The 17,647-nt window shown below is 36.6% G+C and carries 21 protein-coding genes; 20 read left to right on the top strand and 1 reads right to left on the bottom strand.

The features are described from left to right. The first annotated feature begins 537 nt into the window (after nt 1-537). The 19 genes from BM266_RS08520 (at nt 538) to BM266_RS08430 (ending at nt 16,670) form a co-directional block, all read left to right on the top strand. Complete coding sequence (locus BM266_RS08520; RefSeq protein WP_093408355.1) at nt 538-1,536, top strand: SDR family oxidoreductase; 999 nt, start codon at nt 538-540, stop codon at nt 1,534-1,536. 84 nt (nt 1,537-1,620) lie between these two features. Beyond that, the gene (locus BM266_RS08515; RefSeq protein WP_449415961.1) at nt 1,621-1,848 is read left to right on the top strand and encodes a four helix bundle protein; all 228 of its coding nucleotides are present in this window, start codon (nt 1,621-1,623) and stop codon (nt 1,846-1,848) included. Nucleotides 1,849-2,021: 173 nt separating this feature from the next. Continuing rightward, complete coding sequence (locus tag BM266_RS08510) at nt 2,022-3,374, top strand: nucleotide sugar dehydrogenase (RefSeq protein ID WP_093408352.1); 1,353 nt, start codon at nt 2,022-2,024, stop codon at nt 3,372-3,374. Between the two features lie 103 nt (nt 3,375-3,477). Beyond that, entirely contained in the window at nt 3,478-3,849 is a 372-nt protein-coding gene (locus BM266_RS08505) for a four helix bundle protein (protein WP_093408350.1), read from the top strand. Nucleotides 3,850-3,931: 82 nt separating this feature from the next. Then, nucleotides 3,932-5,326 carry a UDP-glucose 6-dehydrogenase gene (locus BM266_RS08500; RefSeq protein ID WP_093408347.1) on the top strand — a complete coding sequence of 465 codons (1,395 nt, stop codon included), beginning with the start codon at nt 3,932-3,934 and terminating at the stop codon, nt 5,324-5,326. Nucleotides 5,327-5,455: 129 nt separating this feature from the next. After that, a complete protein-coding gene (gene cysQ / locus BM266_RS08495; protein WP_093408345.1) occupies nt 5,456-6,256 on the top strand; it encodes a 3'(2'),5'-bisphosphate nucleotidase CysQ in 801 nt (266 codons plus the stop codon). After that, the gene (locus tag BM266_RS08490; protein ID WP_093408342.1) at nt 6,246-6,689 is read left to right on the top strand and encodes a DUF2061 domain-containing protein; all 444 of its coding nucleotides are present in this window, start codon (nt 6,246-6,248) and stop codon (nt 6,687-6,689) included. The genes cysQ and BM266_RS08490 overlap by 11 nt, the downstream gene beginning before the upstream one ends. 19 nt (nt 6,690-6,708) lie before the next feature. After that, nucleotides 6,709-7,308: an adenylyl-sulfate kinase gene (cysC, locus tag BM266_RS08485; RefSeq protein WP_093408340.1), complete on the top strand. Its 600-nt coding sequence runs from the start codon at nt 6,709-6,711 to the stop codon at nt 7,306-7,308. Next, nucleotides 7,305-8,210 (top strand): sulfate adenylyltransferase subunit CysD, encoded by a 906-nt coding sequence (cysD, locus tag BM266_RS08480; RefSeq protein WP_093408337.1) that lies wholly within the window; start codon nt 7,305-7,307, stop codon nt 8,208-8,210. Before cysC ends, cysD begins: the two co-directional genes overlap by 4 nt. Nucleotides 8,211-8,313: 103 nt before the next feature. Next, nucleotides 8,314-8,697, top strand: coding sequence for a GxxExxY protein (locus BM266_RS08475; protein ID WP_245760411.1), 384 nt, complete (start codon nt 8,314-8,316; stop codon nt 8,695-8,697). A 33-nt stretch (nt 8,698-8,730) separates the two neighbouring features. Then, nucleotides 8,731-9,987, top strand: coding sequence for a sulfate adenylyltransferase subunit 1 (locus BM266_RS08470; protein WP_093408332.1), 1,257 nt, complete (start codon nt 8,731-8,733; stop codon nt 9,985-9,987). 174 nt (nt 9,988-10,161) lie between these two features. Beyond that, nucleotides 10,162-11,004, top strand: a complete 843-nt coding sequence (locus BM266_RS08465) for a hypothetical protein (protein ID WP_093408330.1) — start codon at nt 10,162-10,164, stop codon at nt 11,002-11,004. A gap of 139 nt (nt 11,005-11,143) precedes the next feature. Further along, nucleotides 11,144-12,232: a dTDP-glucose 4,6-dehydratase gene (gene rfbB / locus BM266_RS08460; RefSeq protein ID WP_093408327.1), complete on the top strand. Its 1,089-nt coding sequence runs from the start codon at nt 11,144-11,146 to the stop codon at nt 12,230-12,232. 30 nt (nt 12,233-12,262) lie between these two features. Further along, a complete protein-coding gene (gene rfbA / locus BM266_RS08455; protein WP_093408325.1) occupies nt 12,263-13,135 on the top strand; it encodes a glucose-1-phosphate thymidylyltransferase RfbA in 873 nt (290 codons plus the stop codon). Continuing rightward, the gene (locus tag BM266_RS08450; protein ID WP_093408322.1) at nt 13,125-13,532 is read left to right on the top strand and encodes a sugar 3,4-ketoisomerase; all 408 of its coding nucleotides are present in this window, start codon (nt 13,125-13,127) and stop codon (nt 13,530-13,532) included. Before rfbA ends, BM266_RS08450 begins: the two co-directional genes overlap by 11 nt. After that, complete coding sequence (locus BM266_RS08445) at nt 13,516-13,935, top strand: sugar 3,4-ketoisomerase (protein WP_093408320.1); 420 nt, start codon at nt 13,516-13,518, stop codon at nt 13,933-13,935. Before BM266_RS08450 ends, BM266_RS08445 begins: the two co-directional genes overlap by 17 nt. Next, nucleotides 13,932-14,489, top strand: coding sequence for an acyltransferase (locus BM266_RS08440; protein ID WP_093408317.1), 558 nt, complete (start codon nt 13,932-13,934; stop codon nt 14,487-14,489). The genes BM266_RS08445 and BM266_RS08440 overlap by 4 nt, the downstream gene beginning before the upstream one ends. Then, the gene (locus BM266_RS08435) at nt 14,482-15,582 is read left to right on the top strand and encodes a DegT/DnrJ/EryC1/StrS family aminotransferase (RefSeq protein ID WP_093408314.1); all 1,101 of its coding nucleotides are present in this window, start codon (nt 14,482-14,484) and stop codon (nt 15,580-15,582) included. Before BM266_RS08440 ends, BM266_RS08435 begins: the two co-directional genes overlap by 8 nt. A 140-nt stretch (nt 15,583-15,722) precedes the next feature. Beyond that, on the top strand, nt 15,723-16,670 hold the full coding sequence (locus tag BM266_RS08430; protein WP_175494783.1) for a glycosyltransferase family 2 protein: 948 nt from the start codon (nt 15,723-15,725) through the stop codon (nt 16,668-16,670). Between the two features lie 278 nt (nt 16,671-16,948). On the opposite strand, the gene BM266_RS08425 is transcribed toward BM266_RS08430, so the two are convergent. After that, nucleotides 16,949-17,380 carry a hypothetical protein gene (locus BM266_RS08425; protein WP_139220612.1) on the bottom strand — a complete coding sequence of 144 codons (432 nt, stop codon included), beginning with the start codon at nt 17,378-17,380 and terminating at the stop codon, nt 16,949-16,951. A 46-nt stretch (nt 17,381-17,426) separates the two neighbouring features. Between BM266_RS08425 and BM266_RS08420 the strand changes: the two genes are divergently transcribed. After that, nucleotides 17,427-17,647: transposase (locus tag BM266_RS08420; RefSeq protein WP_175494782.1), on the top strand; the 221-nt coding region annotated here is incomplete at its 3' end.

The raw sequence follows: 17,647 nt of genomic DNA, 5'->3' as shown, positions 1-17,647 counted from the left end.
GGGAAAATTATTTTACTTGATTTCACACAAAGCAGGCGAAGCAAAAGGCCAAGAATGCAAAGAAATTACATATCCGGAAATCAGCCTGCAATTTAAGGTCTGCATCCTCTACGGAATCTTTGCGGGCTTCGCGTGAAACTTTAGAGTAGATTTTTTAAACAATCCCACCTTAACATCAATACCAGCCTCAATCACCATTACTATGGGAGTTTGGTTTGCTTTTTTAAATTAGGTTGCTACGAATACACGAATATTTTTTTACTTCTTCCAGTGATATTGATGCTCTGAATTCTGTTTTTTTGAAGCAATCAAATTAAATTTTTCATCATCATTGCGAAGTCGGCCAAGGCCGACTGTGGCAATCTTTTGTAGGTTTTTGCAGGTCGGCTGGAGTTTTAAAATCAATAAGAACCATTTAGTTGGCCTTAAATAAAACGATTCTTGACGTTATTAAAGCTTTAAGGATTCTTTAGTAATTGCCTAAAGAAGAAAACTTATCTTTGCGGCTGTTAAAATGTTAAAAATTCCCAATTCTACATGATTGACTTTTCGAAGGAAAAAATTCAAGAAAAAACGATATTAGTAACAGGTGGGGCCGGATTTATTGGTTCCAATTTATGTGAAACTTTACTTAGTCTTGACGCTAAAGTAATTTGTCTCGATAATTTTGCCACCGGGCACAGATATAATTTAAAAGCATTTAATGACGATTCAGACTTCACGTTGATCGAAGGAGATATCAGGGACCTTGAAACCTGTAAAAAGGCTTGTGAAGGAGTGGATTATGTGCTTCACCAGGCGGCATTAGGCTCGGTGCCAAGGTCTATTAATGATCCTATTACAACTAATGAGGTAAATATTTCCGGATTTCTGAATATGCTGGTTGCAGCCAGGGATGCGGAAGTAAAACGCTTTGTTTACGCTGCTAGCTCTTCAACTTATGGGGATTCAGAAAAGCTCCCTAAGGTGGAAGATGAGATAGGGAAACCACTCTCTCCTTATGCTATTACCAAGTATGTAAATGAATTATATGCGGATATCTTTCAGAAGGCTTATAATTTTGATACTATAGGGCTTCGGTATTTCAATGTTTTCGGAAGAAAGCAGGATCCAAACGGGGCTTATGCTGCTGTAATCCCGAAATTCGTGATGCAGTTTATGAAACATGAGAGTCCGGTAATAAACGGCGATGGTACCTATTCCCGGGATTTCACTTATATAGACAATGTGCTTCAGATGAATTTGCTGGCAATGACCACCGATAACCCTGAAGCTGTAAATGAAGTGTACAATACAGCCGTTGGAGACAGAACCAATCTGGTTGAGCTTACCCAGTTTCTCAAAAAATACCTTTCAGAATATGATGCTGAAATTGCAAAGGTGGAAGTAAAACACGGACCTAATCGTCCGGGAGATATTCCCCATTCTCATGCTTCGGTTGAAAAAGCTGAGAAATTATTAGGGTATAATCCGAGTCATGATATCGAAAAGGGATTGAAAGAAGCGGTGGGTTGGTACTGGGAGAATTTGAGATAGACTTGGGGAAAAGGAGACTTGGAGAAGAGGGGAACAGGAGAGATGGAGATTTTTAAAATATGGATTTTGAAAAAATATTAAATCATGGCCAAAATAGAAACTCATAAAGATTTAAGGGTATATCAGCTGTCTTTTGAAGCAGGGATGGATGTTTTTAGGCTCTCAAAATTATTTCGTAAGGAAGAAAAATATTCAATAATCGACCAAATACGAAGATCGTCAAGATCCGTCTCTGGTAATTTAGCTGAAGCCTGGAGGAAGCGAAAGTATCCGAAATCTTTTGTGTCCAAATTAGTTGATTGTGAAGGCTAAGCCGCCGAAACTCAGGTTTGGCTGGATTATGCCCTTGCCTGCGAATATATTGATCAAGAACAACATAAACTAATTTATGATAAATATGATTCCATTTTAGGAATGTAGGTTAATATGAGAATTAACCCATCGAAATGGACTTTATAAATCAGCGTTTAAAGTAAAATATAAAAATGAACAACGAAGAAAATACATCTCAGTCTCCCAATCCCCTTGCCGCCTCTTCGCCATCGCCCCGAATAGCCGTTATAGGCTTAGGATATGTAGGATTACCGTTGGCAAGACTTTTTGCCACTAAATATCCTGTAGTTGGATTTGATATCAATCAAGGTCGGGTTAAGGAATTGATGGCAGGTCATGATTCTACCCTGGAAGTGGAAGATGAAGTTTTGCAGTCGGCATTAGTAGATAATAGTGGAGAGTGGAGAATGGAAAGTGGAAATCAAATCGGGCTTTTCTGTAGCGCAGATCTGGAAGACATAAAAGACTGTAATTATTACATCATTACCGTTCCTACTCCTGTAGATAAAAATAACCGTCCGGACCTTACTCCGCTTTACAAATCCAGTGAGACTGTTGGAAAGGTTCTTAAGAAAGGAGATATCGTGATCTATGAATCTACGGTGTACCCCGGAGTAACCGAGGATGAATGTGTGCCGGTTCTGGAAAGAGCCAGTGACATGAAATTTAATGAGGATTTCTTCGTGGGCTATTCTCCGGAAAGAATCAACCCGGGAGATAAGGAACATACCGTAGAGAAAATCCTGAAGGTTACTGCAGGTTCAACTCCGGAAATAGGAAAAAAGGTGGATGAGCTTTATGCGGAAGTAATAACCGCGGGAACACATTTAGCACCGACAATTAAAGTAGCGGAAGCAGCCAAAGTTATAGAGAATTCTCAACGGGATATCAATATCGCCTTTGTGAATGAGCTTGCCAAGATCTTCAATATGATGGGGATTGACACCCAGGATGTATTGGAAGCGGCAGGTACCAAATGGAACTTTCTGCCCTTCAAGCCAGGTTTGGTTGGGGGACACTGTATAGGGGTGGACCCATATTATCTCGCTCAGAAAGCCCAGGAGATTGGATACCACCCGGAGATTATCCTTGCTGGTAGGAGAATGAATGATTCAATGGGACAATATGTAGCTTCTGAAGTTGTGAAGCTAATGCTGCAAAATGACCAGAAGGTTAAAAACTCCAGTATTCTGGTGCTGGGAATTACCTTTAAGGAAAATTGTCCGGATGTAAGAAACACTAAAGTGGTAGATGTGATCAAAAACCTCAAGGAATACGGGACAAATGTTACTATCTATGATCCGCTTGCGAATCCGGATGAAGTAAGACATGAATATGGACTCGAAACGCTAAAAGAACTTCCAAAGGAAAATTATGACGCCGTTGTTTTAGCAGTGGCTCATAAAGAGTTCTTAGATCTCGATCTGGAACAACTGAAGAATGGAAGTACTGTTGTTTATGATGTGAAGGGAGTGTTGGGAGATAGGTGTGATAAAAAGTTGTGAAGCTGTGACCTTGTGATGGAGTGACGATGTGACGCTGTGATTAGGGAATGGTGAATTAGTTAATTGGGGATTAGGGATTGGTTAATTAGGTAAACTTTTAGATATGGCTACAAATTTCGAGGATCTTGATTGTTGGAAGGCTTGCTATGATTTAGAGCTTTATGTAAAAAAGGAAATATTAACTAATTTACCGAAAACTGAACGTTTTGAATTGTATTCTCAGCTATTGAGAGCTGCGAGATCCGGTACTGCCAACATTGCAGAAGGATGGGGAAGATATCATTATAAAGAGAATATTAAATTTCTTTTAAATGCGAGAGGATCGGTAGCTGAGGTATTGGTCCATGGTATTGAGGCAAAGGATTGTAACTACATCTCTGAGGAGGTTTTAAAGTCGCTCCGAGAACGAGTAGAATCATGCCTCAGGCTGACAAATGGATATATCAAATATTTGAGGAATAGAAATAGTGAATAATTATGGTTAATTCTAAATAGCAATTCGGATTTCTAACCAATTAACCAATTAACCAATTCACGAACTAACGAACTAACGAATAATGAAAATCAAGAACATTTGCTGTATAGGAGCAGGATACGTAGGAGGGCCAACGATGGCCGTTATCGCTCAGAAATGCCCTGAGATTGATGTTACAGTTGTAGATATAAATAAGGAAAGAATCGCGGCCTGGAATGATGAGGACGTAGAGAACATTCCGATATATGAACCCGGCCTATCGGCTGTGGTAAAAGAGGCCAGAGGCAGAAACCTTTTCTTTTCTACCGATGTTGATGCTGCTATTGATAAGGCAGATATGATCTTTATATCGGTGAATACCCCTACCAAAACCTATGGAATAGGGAAAGGAATGGCTGCCGATTTAAAATATATCGAGCTTTGTGCCCGACAAATTGCCAGGGTTTCTAAAAACGATAAAATTGTAGTTGAAAAATCCACCCTACCGGTACGTACGGCAGAAGCCTTAAAGAATATCCTGGATAATACCGGGAACGGGGTGAATTATCAAATTCTATCCAATCCTGAATTTTTAGCTGAAGGAACTGCGGTAGACGACCTGATGAACCCTGACAGGGTTTTGATTGGCGGGGATATAGATACACCTGAAGGGAAAGAAGCTGTGGAAGCTTTGGTAGATGTTTATGCCCATTGGGTTCCCAGAGAAAGATTACTTACTACTAACGTTTGGTCATCTGAATTATCCAAACTAACCGCCAATGCATTTCTAGCACAACGGGTCTCCAGTATAAACGCGATGAGTGAATTATGCGAGAAAACCGGAGCCGATGTTAATGAGGTAGCTAAAGCTGTAGGAATGGACTCCAGAATAGGACCTAAATTCTTAAAATCCTCAGTAGGTTTTGGAGGTTCTTGTTTTCAAAAGGACATTTTAAACCTGGTTTATATCTCAAAATCTTTTGGATTAAATGAGGTAGCCGATTACTGGGAGCAGGTGATCCTGATGAATGATCATCAAAAGAGAAGATTTGCTGCTAAGATCGTACAGACTTTGTTCAATACGGTATCAGGAAAGAAGATCGCTTTATTAGGCTGGGCATTTAAGAAAGACACGAACGATACCCGGGAATCGGCTGCGATATATGTTGCCGATTACTTATTGAACGAACAGGCAGAGATCGTGGTTTATGATCCAAAAGTTAAAACCGAACAGATCTATGCCGATCTGGATTATTTAAACACCCGGTCTTCAGAAGAAAACCGCGCCAGAGTTAAAGTGGTGAACACTCCTTATGAAGCAACCAAAGACGCTCATGCCGTTGCGGTTTTAACGGAATGGGATGAGTTTATAGCACTAGACTGGAAGAAGATCTATGAGGAGATGCTTAAACCGGCATTTCTTTTCGATGGAAGAAGGTTATTGGAAAGAAAGACAAAGGAAGAGATTGGCTTTGAGTTTTATGCAATAGGGAGTTAGATTAGTTGTGACGAAGTGATGTTGTTAACCTGGAGAAAGGGAGACTTGGGGAAGAGGTGACTTGGAGAAGAAGAGACTTGGGGAAGCTTAGATTTTTTAATGAATTTGTGGATTTACAAAAATGTGTAAATGAAAGAAATATATAAAACAACAATCAAGGCGGCTATCGAAGGTGGGAAGAAGATCATGGAGATCTATGAAAATGAAGATTTTCAAGTTGAGAATAAAGAAGATGATTCTCCGCTTACCATAGCTGATAAAAAAGCCAATGATATTATAAATGAGCACCTTGTTCCAACCGGTATTCCTATTATTAGCGAGGAGAATAAGCAGCTGGATTTTTTAGAAAGAAAAAACTGGAAAGAGTGCTGGATCGTGGATCCGTTAGATGGAACAAAGGAATTCATCAAAAAAAATGGAGAATTCACGGTTAATATAGCTCTGGTAAAGGAAAACCAACCCGTTTTTGGAGTTATCTATGTGCCTGCAAAAAATGAACTTTATTTTGGAGATGTTCTGGAGCAAAAAAGTCTGAAAGGTACTATTCCTGATGGGAAAGACTTTGAGGCTGAAATCTCAGAATTTAAGGCGATCGAACCATCCAAAGTTGGAGAAAAAATAAAAGTGGTGGGGAGTCGTTCTCATATGAATCAGGATACCCTGGATTATATAGATGAGCTTAAGAGTAAATACAACAAAGAAGTAGAGATTGTTTCCAAAGGCAGCTCTTTGAAATTCTGTCTTGTTGCAGAAGGGGAGGCTGATGTTTATCCCAGATTTGCGCCGACCATGGAATGGGATACCGCTGCCGGACAGGCGATTTGTGAAGCTGTTGGATTAAAAGTAATAGACAAGAATACCGGTTCCTCTATGAGATATAACAGAGAAAACCTATTGAATAATTACTTTTTAGTGTCCAATCTTGGCTAAGTCCTATAAACGACATATCGCCAAAAGTATTACCTGGAGGTTTATAGGTACCCTAGATACTATTTTACTGGCTTGGTTGATCTCGGGAGATCCTTATACCGGCTTGCAAATTGGTTTTGCAGAAGTAGTTACTAAAATGCTGCTTTACTATTTGCACGAAAGAGTTTGGTTCAAAATAAGAGCGGGTATCACCAAAGATGGCGATAGCAAGAAACGCCATCTTGCCAAAACCATCACCTGGAGAGTGGTTGGTACAATCGACACTATGATATTGGCCTGGGTAATTTCCGGTGATCCTATGATAGGTTTAAAGGTGGGCGGTGCAGAGGTCGTTACCAAAATGATCTTGTATTACCTGCATGAAAGAGCCTGGTATAAAATTGATTTCGGACTGAAACAAAGAAGAAAAAGAATTAAAGAACAGCAAGCATAGTAAATATAAAAATTTAAAAATGGAGAACATAATTCCTCATGAGTTTCATATATCAAAAACGGAAAGAAATAAACAAAATGGCCATACCTCTTTTGTAGTCTGGTTTACTGGTCTTTCAGGCTCCGGAAAATCGACGATAGCCAACCAGGTGGAACATGAATTATATGAACAAGGAATTAAAACTTTTTCTCTGGATGGAGATAACATCCGGAAAGGCCTGAATAATAATTTGGGATTCACGGCTGAAGACCGACAGGAAAACCTCCGCAGAATCGCGGAAGTAGCTAAACTCTTTGTTGAATCGGGCGCGGTGGTGATTGCCTCTTTTATTTCTCCGCTGAAAAAAGACAGGGAGCTGATAAAAGAAATCATAGGTGAAGAAGATTTTATAGAGGTTTTTGTCAATACTTCCCTGGAAGAATGTGAGCGCCGTGACGTAAAAGGACTTTATAAAAAAGCCAGGGCCGGGGAGATTAAGAATTTTACAGGAATTGATGCGCCTTATGAAAACCCCGAAAACCCTGATTTAGAGATAAAAACAGAATCGGAGAATTTGGAAGAAGCAATAAAAAGAATAGTTTTACACCTTCAAGATAAACTGAAAATTTCAGTACAATGAGCAAGTATTATTTAAATTATTTAGACGAATTAGAATCGGAAGCGATCTATATTTTAAGAGAGGTTTGGGCCCAATTTGAGAATCCCGTTATCCTGTTTTCAGGTGGGAAAGACTCTATTTTGGTTACCCATCTGGCGAAAAAAGCTTTTTATCCGAGTAAGATCCCCTTTGCTTTAATGCACGTGGATACCGGACATAATTTTCCGGAGACTATAAAGTTCAGAGATGATCTTGTGGAAAGTCTCGGAGTGAAACTCATCGTTGGTTCTGTTCAGGAATCTATTGACCAGGGGCGTGTAGCTGAAGAAAAAGGTAAAAACGCCACCCGAAATGCTTTACAAATTACGACTTTGCTTGATGCTATTGAGACAAATAAAGTCGATTGTGCTATTGGTGGTGGAAGAAGGGATGAAGAGAAAGCACGGGCTAAAGAACGCTTTTTTAGTCATCGTGACGATTTCGGACAGTGGGATCCTAAAAATCAACGTCCGGAGTTGTGGAACCTTTTAAACGGAAAACATTTTGAAGGAGAACATTTCAGAGCCTTTCCAATAAGTAACTGGACCGAAATGGATGTGTGGAATTATATCAAGCGGGAGAATATCAGTATACCTTCTTTGTATTTTGCCCATGAAAGAGAAGTGGTCTTTAGAAGCAATTCCTGGATTCCCATATCGGAATACCTTAAACTTGAAGAAGGCGAAAAAGTCGAGAAGAAGAAGATTCGTTTCAGAACTCTGGGAGATATCACCATCACCGGGGGAATAGAATCAGATGCCGATACGCTTGAAAAGATTGTACTGGAAGTTTCTGCAATGCGGAAGACAGAAAGAGGGGATCGCTCTGACGATAAGAGGAGTGAAACGGCGATGGAGGATCGTAAGAAACAAGGGTATTTTTGATGCGAATTAACGCGAATTTTTAACGAATTGACGCGAATGGTTTTCACACCAATTTTCTCGAATTATAAGCGAATTTTTACTAATGGAGTCCGATAACAAAATATTGTTTAAAGAAGAAAGCTATCAGATCATAGGGGCTTGTATGAAAGTTCATCGAGCATTGGGTCCGGGATTTCTTGAAGCAGTATATGAAGAAGCTTTGGAGAAAGAATTCATGAAATCGTCCATTCCGTTTAAGCGCCAGGAAAAGTTAGAGATTTATTACGATAATGAAAAAATGAACAAATATTACCGAGCTGATTTTATTTGTTTTGATAAAATCATTTTAGAAATTAAAGCAGTTTCGTATGTACCTGTTTTATTTTATTCTCAGCTTAAGAATTATTTAACCGCCACCAAGAAAGAATTAGGAATGTTGATTAATTTTGGTCAGCCTTCTCTTACTTATACTTATAAAAGAATAATTAATACACAGAATTCGCGATAATTCGGATTTTAATTCGCGTTAATTAGTAATATTATGCAGATAGATAACAATCAACTACTAAGATTCACCACAGCAGGCTCCGTAGACGACGGGAAAAGTACCCTTATAGGCCGGCTTTTATTCGATTCTAAATCTATATTTGAAGATCAATTGGAATCGGTGAGCAATACGAGTGCAAAAAAAGGTCACGATGGGGTGGATTTGGCACTGTTTACCGATGGTTTAAAAGATGAACGGGAACAGGGAATTACTATAGATGTAGCTTACCGGTATTTTACCACGCCTAAACGTAAATTTATTATAGCAGATACTCCGGGGCATATTCAGTATACCAGAAATATGGTAACCGGAGCTTCTACTGCCAATGCAGCGGTGATCCTAATCGACGCACGTCACGGGGTGATTGAGCAAACAAAGCGTCATTCTTTTATCGCTTCTTTGCTGAATATTCCGCATTTAATTGTTTGTATCAATAAAATGGACCTGGTAGAGTATTCTGAGGAAGTTTATAACAACATTATCGCTCAATTCGAGGAATTCTCTTCTAAGCTTTTGATGAAGGATGTTCGTTTTATTCCAATCAGTGCCTTATTAGGGGATAATGTGGTAAACCGATCTAAGAATATGGAATGGTATCAGAACGGAACATTGTTGAGTACTTTAGAGAATCTTCATATTAGCAGTGATATCAATAAGATAGATGCACGTTTTCCGGTCCAAACCGTCCTACGCCCGCAGACTGAGGAATTCAGAGATTACAGAGGTTATGCAGGAAGAATCGCCAGTGGAATTTATCGTACAGGGGATAAAGTCGCTGTATTGCCATCAGGGTTTACCTCTAAGATAAGATCGATCAATGCCGGGGAGCAGGAGGTGGAAGAAGCTTATGCCCCGATGAGTATTTCTATTACTTTAGAAGACGATATAGATGTGAGCCGGGGAGATATGATCGTAAAGAAGAATAATCAGCCTGAGATGGAGCAGGAATTTGACGTCATGCTATGCTGGTTGAACAACGATGCTATAAAACCCCGAGCAAAATATACCATAATGCATACTTCAAATGAAGAACGAGCGATAATTAAGGAAGTTGTGTATAAAATGGATATCAACACTTTTGAAAGAGATAGTGAAGATTCCAATTTAGAGATGAATGATATTGCTAGGGTGAAGATCAGAACTACCCGAAGGTTAATGCTGGATTCCTATAGGGATAACCGTAATACCGGTAGTATTATTTTAATTGATGAGAATACAAACGAAACCGTTGCAGCGGGGATGGTAGTATAGTGCAAAAATTTATAATGCTAATTTGGCTTCAAGTTTTTGGTAAGCCTCATAAAATTAATCATGTCCCAGAAGATTTTAAATATTGGCAATCGGTATGGATTAAGTATTAAAGTAATTAGAAGTTGCTTAAAGACTTATCTTCTTTGATTTTAAAAAGAAAAAATAATTAAATTAGTGAAGCATATAACAATTTTATCCACCAAATCGGCCGGATCGACTGCGGTTCAAAACTATTTTAAAAAGAATTATGGATTCAAGACAGTGACTTATACTGAACATCAAGAAGAAGAAACGCTATACTGGACAAAAGTAGCTTCTATTTTAAAAAAGCCTCAGGAAAGTATGTATCGTTCTGTAGTTCCTCTTTCAGTTTCAAAAGCAGTGGAAAGTTTAAATTCTTTTTTTGTAGAGAACGGTCTTCCTGAAATACATTGTACTGAAGATTCCAAACAGGAAGATTTTGAATGGTTCTATTATAAATTAATTTCTAAATTTGGGCCGCGATTCATTGAGAAAAGCCCTCATCATCTTTACAACGAATCAAATTTAAAGCTAATTGCAGACTTTCAAAACAGGTATAAAAATGTTATTGAATTTTATAATATTGGTTTAGTAAGACACCCTCAAGCCGTTTTATATTCCGCATGGAAGAGATGGAAATATTTGCCAAATAAATTTGAGCAAGAGTGGTATGTTTCATATTTAAACCTTCTAAACTGGAAAATATCTTTAAATATGAAAATCGTCAAATATGAAATATTGGTGAATCAAACTTCTTTTGGAGAGTCCATTTTAAAAGAAAAGCCTCTTAAATTTAATTTTTCTTTTAAAAAAGGATCGGTGGATAAATGGAAAATGGATTCGCAGTATGGACATCTTTTAAAACCGGCAACAAGCGAATTTTTAAATAATTTCGGTTATCAAGACTTTAAGTTAAGAAGAAAAATAACGTATTTAATCGAATTGAATTGGTATTCTGCAATTTTTAATATCAAAAATCAAATTAAAAATTTTTAATATTTGAAAGAGTTTTCATAATATCAGCACACTTTATGTTAAGATTAAATTAGGATTTAGTACCCCAGAAAACCTATTTTTGAAGCCTAACAACTGCAGATTTGAAAAATAAGAAAAATCTTATTACCGAGTGGACAGAATGAAAATAAATAAGAGTGTAAATCGTAGGTCAGAAAATAAAAGAATTCTAATAACCGGTGGAGCCGGGTTCATTGGCTCGCATGTCGCAAGGTTATTTGTAAATAAATATTCTGAGTATAATATTTTTAATCTGGACGCTTTGACTTATGCCGGAAATCTTGAAAACTTAAAGGATATTGAGAAATCTAAAAATTATACCTTTTTAAAAGCCGATATCAACGATGCTGAAAGTATTGACAGGCTCTTTGATGAATATAAATTTGACCGGGTTATTCATCTGGCGGCAGAATCACATGTAGATCGTTCTATCACCGATCCACTTGCTTTTGTTAAGACTAACGTTATCGGGACTTTGAACCTGTTAAATGCAGCTAAAAAAGCCTGGAAGGAAGATGTTAAGGATAAACTCTTCTATCATATCAGTACCGACGAAGTTTACGGGAGCTTAGGTCAAACAGGATTCTTTACAGAGACTACTGCTTACGATCCAAACTCACCTTATTCGGCTTCCAAGGCAAGTTCAGATCATTTCGTGCGGGCCTATGGAGAAACTTACGGACTTCCCTATATAATTTCTAATTGTTCAAATAATTATGGACCCAATCAGTTTCCTGAGAAACTAATTCCATTGTTCATCCATAATATTATGAATAATAAAGATCTACCTGTTTATGGGGATGGAAAGTATACCAGGGACTGGCTGTACGTGAAAGACCACGTGGAAGCTATTGATCTTGCTTTCCATAAAGGTGAAATTAATGAAACTTATAATATTGGTGGCTTTAATGAATGGCAGAATATTGACTTGATCAATATGCTTTGCCAAATTATGGATAAAAAATTAGACCGAAAAGCAGGCGAATCTGCCAAGTTAATTACTTATGTAAAAGATAGGCCCGGGCATGATAAGCGGTATGCTATAGATGCCAGTAAAATTAATAAAGAGCTTGGTTGGGAACCTTCAGTGACATTCAAACAAGGTCTCGAAAAAACAATCGACTGGTATCTCGAAAACGAAATCTGGTTAGATAATGTTACTAGAGGTACTTATAAAGACTATTATAGTGAGCAATACCATTCGTGTTAATTCGTTTAAATCAGTGAAATTCGAGAAGGAATGAAGGGAATTATATTAGCAGGAGGAAGTGGATCAAGATTATACCCAATAACAATAGCGGTAAGTAAACAGCTGCTTCCAGTTTATGACAAACCAATGATCTATTACCCATTATCTGTATTGATGTTAGCGGGAATTAAAGAAATATTATTTATAACCACACCTCAAGATCAAGAATCGTTCCAAAAACTATTAGGTGATGGCTCTCAGCTTGGTTGTGATTTCCAATATGCAGTACAGGAAAAGCCAAATGGCCTGGCAGAGGCTTTTGTAATAGGTGAAAAATTTATTGGTGACGATAAAGTTGCATTGGCACTGGGCGATAATATTTTTCATGGTAATGGGCTGGGCAGTCTTTTGAGAAGTAAGGTTGACATCGATGGAGCTGCAATTTTTGCCTACCCTGTTAAAGATCCACAGCGTTACGGTGTTGTTGAATTTGATGAGAATAACAAGGCTATTAGTATAGAAGAAAAACCTAAAGAACCGAGATCTAAATATGCTGTGCCGGGGCTTTATTTTTATGATAATAACGTAGTGAAATTTGCTAAGAAAGTTAAACCATCAGTCAGAGGAGAAAAAGAAATTTCTACTATTAACCAAATGTACCTGAAGGCCGGAAAATTAGAAGTAGGAGTGATGACCCGAGGAATGAGCTGGTTCGATACAGGAACTGTAGAGTCTTTGGATGACGCTACGGAATTTATAAGAGTATTGCAAAATAGACAAAGTGAGATGATTGGTTGTGTTGAAGAAGTCGCGTTTTTACATAATTTCATCAAAAAAAATGAAATCAAAGTGGCGGTTAAAAAATATGGCAAGAGTAAGTACGGGGAATATCTTCAAACCATTTTGAGAGAATATGAACGTTAAATTAATCGACCTTCCGAAACTTGAGGACCCTCGTGGAAACCTTTCTTTTATAGAAGAGGAAAACCATATTCCGTTTAAGATTAAAAGAACTTATTGGATTTACGATGTGCCTGGGGGAGAAATGAGAGGAAGTCACGCTTTTAAAGAATCCAAGGAATTTATAATTGCACTCTCTGGTAGTTTTGATTTAGTTTTAAATGATGGTGAAAAGGAAATGAAATACAGTTTAAATAGATCATATTATGGACTTTATGTACCTAATCTATTATGGAGGAGTATGGATAATTTTTCCACTAATTCATTGGCGTTAATAGTCTCTTCCATACCATATGATGAGGGTGATTATATTAGAGATTTTGATAAATTCAAAATGATTAAAAATGAAGCTAAAAAATAATACAGTCTTTGATTGTTCTATAATCGATGTCTCTAAAGTTCATAATTATGCAGGAAATATTACCGTTATAGAAAATGGTATAAATATTCCCTTTGATGTTAAAAGAGTGTATTATTTATATGATGTGCCGGGAGGTGAATCACGAGGAGGGCATGCACATTATGAATTGGAGCAATATCTAATTGCAGCCGGCGGAAGTTTCGATGTAATTTTAGATGATGGTAAAAACAGAAAAACAGTTAATTTAAACAGGCCTAATCTTGCACTTCATATTGTTCCGGGGCTATGGCGCGAATTGGATAATTTTTCTTCGGGTTCCATATGTTTGGTCTTGGCCTCACATAAATATGATGAAAGCGATTATATAAGAGATCACGATGAATTTTTAGAATTTAAAAAATGAAATATTTTTGTCATAAATCATCAGATGTTCAATCAGAAAATATTGGTAAAGGGACAACAATTTGGCAATTCGTAGTAGTCTTGCCTAATGCTGAAATTGGGGAAAATTGTAACATAAATTCCCATGTTTTTATTGAAAATGATGTGGTTATCGGTGATAACGTTACCGTAAAAAGTGGTACCCAAATTTGGGATGGATCAAGATTGGAAGATAATGTTTTTATAGGGCCAAACGTTACATTTACAAATGACATGGTGCCTAGATCAAAAAAATATCCATATTCTTTTAAAAAAACTTTAATTAAAAATGGCGCATCCATTGGTGCGAATGCCACTATTATTGCAGGAAATGAAATAGGCGAATTTTCGCTGATTGGTGCTGGTGCTGTAGTAACAAAATCTGTTGGTAAAAATGAATTATGGGTTGGTAATCCTGCGAAATTGGTTGGATATATTACAAAGGATGGTGAAATTTTGGATTTGAATTTTATTCATAAGGAGACCAGCAAAAGATTTAAGTGGAATAATAACGATTTAGAAGTTACGAATGATTAAATTTTTGGACTTACATAAAATTAACCTTCAATTTGAGCAGGAATTAAAGGTAGCAGCCAACAGGGTTATAGATTCAGGTTGGTATGTGATGGGGAAAGAACTGGAAACATTTGAACAAAATTATGCTGAATTCTGTGGGACAAAATTTTCCTTAGGGGTGGCTAATGGGTTGGATGCACTTCGATTAATATTTAAAGCTTATATAGAACTTGGAATCATTAATAGAAAAGATGAGGTAATAGTGCCTGCAAACACTTATATTGCATCAGTACTGGCTATAACTGACAATGATTTAATTCCCGTTTTTGTTGATCCAAATATTAATACTTATAATTTGGATTCTTCAAGAATAGAAGAGGCCATTACACCAAAAACAAAAGCAATATTAACAGTTCATCTGTATGGTCAAAATTCCATAAATGATCAGATGTTAGCTATTTGTAAAAAGTATGATCTTAAACTGGTAGAAGACAGTGCACAATCTCATGGCGCCATCTGGAAGGAAAAAGTAATGGGAAGTATTGGCGATGCTGCTGGCCATAGCTTTTATCCGGGTAAAAATTTAGGGGCTTTAGGTGATGCCGGAGCCGTAACTACAAATGATGAAACATTGTCAAAAACCATTGAGGCTTTGCGCAATTATGGTTCTCTTAATAAATATGAAAATATCTTTAAGGGGTTAAACTCAAGATTGGATGAAATCCAGGCAGCCTTTCTTAATGTTAAACTGAAATACATTCAAAAAGATATTTTAGAAAGAAGACGAGTTGCCAACTATTATTTGCAGAATATTAAAAATTCGGCGATCATTATGCCTTCAGTTATAGAGGAAAAAGGACATGTATGGCATTTGTTTGTTATTCGCATAAAAAAAAGAGATGAATTACAAACATATTTGAAAAATAATGGAATTCAAACATTAATACATTACCCAATTCCGCCAAATAAACAAAATGCTTATAAGGAATATGCTCACTTGAGCTTTCCAATAACGGAGCGCATTCATGATGAGGTATTGAGTTTGCCGTTAAGTCCCGTAATGAATGTGAACGAAATAGAAGAAGTAACAGAGATTTTAAATCTTTTTACGTAAAATATTTGACTGATTTTAAGTACGAAATGCTAACTTTTTTCGGCAGTTATCCTAAGGTTTCCTCTTTATTGTACCCCTTGGGCAAAAGAAGAACAGAAAAAGGATGATAGAGTAACAACAGAAACCTATAAATTAGAGTAGTGAAGAAAGATCCAAAACATCCTTTAGTTTCAATAATAGTTATTACCTATAACAGTTCAAAATTTGTTCTTGAAACTTTGGAAAGCGCAAAGGATCAAACCTACGAGAACGTTGAACTTATTATAAGTGACGATTCCTCTAACGATAATACGGTTGAAATTTGTGAGAATTGGATAAAAGAAAATAAAACAAGATTTGTCAGGGCTCAATTAGTTACAGCAAAAGTCAATCAGGGAATTCCTGCCAATTGTAACCGCGGAATAAAAAATGCTGAGGGAGAATGGATTAGAATAGTTGCCGGAGATGATGCTTTGCTTCCGCATAGTACACAAAAATATATCGATTATATTAATGAACAAGAAGATCCAGATATACAAGTGCTTCATTCTAATGTAGAATGGTTCAATGGCTCTTTATCCATGGAGAATAAAAAACCACTTCGTCCACTATCACATTTTAAATTAAATGATCCTACTGCAACCGCTGAAGATCAGTTTCAAATTCTGTTAAGAAGTAATAAAGTATTGGCGGGAACTTTAATTATAAAAAGAGCGGTGTTTAACAAAATAGGCCTTTATGACGAGGAACCAAAGCTATGGGAAGATCGTCCAATTTTATTAAAAATGACACAAAATGGAATAAAGCTTCATTATTTGGATTTCTGTAGTTTAAAGTATAGAAAACACATTTCCTCCATCCAAAAACAAAAGAATTCAGAAAAATTTTTGCCTGACTATATTGTACTAAAAAGCACTTATTACTACAAACATTATCTAAAATTCTTGCCATTCTTTGAAAGATTTACGAAGGCTGTTTTATTGCAACGAATTATTTGGTTTGATAAATTATATTTAAATAAAAATAAATTTTTAAATAAAATATTTTTTAGAATTCTTGGCTTTCCTTGGGCACACATTTCTAATAGGTATAAAAAGAAATATTTTTAAAATGTTCTAGTTAATTCCTAATCCTGTTATCCTAAAATAATAAAGAAGAATGATGTCAAAAATATTCTATTCAAAGCATTTAATATTTGGATGTAATTTTTTAAGTCTGTTTCTCTGAGTTAGAATGAAAATGATACTTCTCAGGTGAGATAAGAGGTTTATTAATTTGATATACCTACAAGATTGAATCGCCGCCATTTAGTAGGACCCTGCTACAGATTAATCAGAATTTTTGCTTATTCCAGAATATTACCGAATGATTTTTGATAACAGGTATCTTAATCCGTTCTGGAAATTTCCTTAAATCGTTCCAAAATTTCAGCAGGGACTTTAAGCTCTCTTTTCTCTTTTTTCGTGAAAATCGAATAAAATTTAGATAAATGCTTGGCTAAACCAAAATTAGGTAAAAAATTTGGCTTCATTTCAATTAATCTTAAAATTACATTCTCTACCAGGCTTTTCTCGGTAAGAATCCTTAAGTTATTCGAAGTTTTACTTTTATTACGTATATGATCATTAAATGATATACCCTTGAACAGATCTATTTTTATAAGATCGAAAAGGATTTTATCCTTATCAGTCAAATCTTGAAAAGGAATATTTATAAAAGAAGTACCTGAACCGAGTTGTTTTTTTATAAAGGAGAAGTCATATGTTTTGCAGTATTCTGAGTAGCAAAATTTGCTGAAGTTTTGAGAGTGTAATCTCAAGTCTGTCTAGACTTTGAAAATTAAATTAAAATTTTTAGACTAGATTATGACACAAGAAGAGATTAAAGAATTAAAGGAAAAAGCATTAAAACAATTTTTATCAGGAGAATCCCTAACCGGCAAAGATGGCGCTTTTGCTCCGATGCTTAAGGAGTTTATGGAAGAGGCGCTGGAAGCAGAGATGTCCTCCCATCTTTCAGATGAAGAGAAAGGCTCTAAAGCTGGTAACAAACGTAATGGTAAAGGCAAAAAGACCCTAAAGAGCAA

Source organism: Salegentibacter flavus (assembly GCF_900115145.1).
Taxonomy (GTDB): domain Bacteria; phylum Bacteroidota; class Bacteroidia; order Flavobacteriales; family Flavobacteriaceae; genus Salegentibacter; species Salegentibacter flavus.
The sequence above is the reverse complement of the archived record's forward strand: the minus strand, read 5'-3'. Positions and strand labels throughout refer to the sequence as shown.

Excerpts from the sequence above, each read along its gene's own strand:
- BM266_RS08520 (WP_093408355.1), top strand. The coding sequence starts at position 538 with ATGATTGACTTTTCGAAGGAAAAAATTCAAGAAAAAACGATATTAGTA.
- BM266_RS08515 (WP_449415961.1), top strand. The coding sequence starts at position 1,621 with ATGGCCAAAATAGAAACTCATAAAGATTTAAGGGTATATCAGCTGTCT.
- BM266_RS08510 (WP_093408352.1), top strand. The coding sequence starts at position 2,022 with ATGAACAACGAAGAAAATACATCTCAGTCTCCCAATCCCCTTGCCGCC.
- BM266_RS08505 (WP_093408350.1), top strand. The coding sequence starts at position 3,478 with ATGGCTACAAATTTCGAGGATCTTGATTGTTGGAAGGCTTGCTATGAT.
- BM266_RS08500 (WP_093408347.1), top strand. The coding sequence starts at position 3,932 with ATGAAAATCAAGAACATTTGCTGTATAGGAGCAGGATACGTAGGAGGG.
- cysQ (WP_093408345.1), top strand. The coding sequence starts at position 5,456 with ATGAAAGAAATATATAAAACAACAATCAAGGCGGCTATCGAAGGTGGG.
- cysC (WP_093408340.1), top strand. The coding sequence starts at position 6,709 with ATGGAGAACATAATTCCTCATGAGTTTCATATATCAAAAACGGAAAGA.
- cysD (WP_093408337.1), top strand. The coding sequence starts at position 7,305 with ATGAGCAAGTATTATTTAAATTATTTAGACGAATTAGAATCGGAAGCG.
- BM266_RS08470 (WP_093408332.1), top strand. The coding sequence starts at position 8,731 with ATGCAGATAGATAACAATCAACTACTAAGATTCACCACAGCAGGCTCC.
- rfbB (WP_093408327.1), top strand. The coding sequence starts at position 11,144 with ATGAAAATAAATAAGAGTGTAAATCGTAGGTCAGAAAATAAAAGAATT.
- rfbA (WP_093408325.1), top strand. The coding sequence starts at position 12,263 with ATGAAGGGAATTATATTAGCAGGAGGAAGTGGATCAAGATTATACCCA.
- BM266_RS08450 (WP_093408322.1), top strand. The coding sequence starts at position 13,125 with ATGAACGTTAAATTAATCGACCTTCCGAAACTTGAGGACCCTCGTGGA.
- BM266_RS08445 (WP_093408320.1), top strand. The coding sequence starts at position 13,516 with ATGAAGCTAAAAAATAATACAGTCTTTGATTGTTCTATAATCGATGTC.
- BM266_RS08440 (WP_093408317.1), top strand. The coding sequence starts at position 13,932 with ATGAAATATTTTTGTCATAAATCATCAGATGTTCAATCAGAAAATATT.
- BM266_RS08435 (WP_093408314.1), top strand. The coding sequence starts at position 14,482 with ATGATTAAATTTTTGGACTTACATAAAATTAACCTTCAATTTGAGCAG.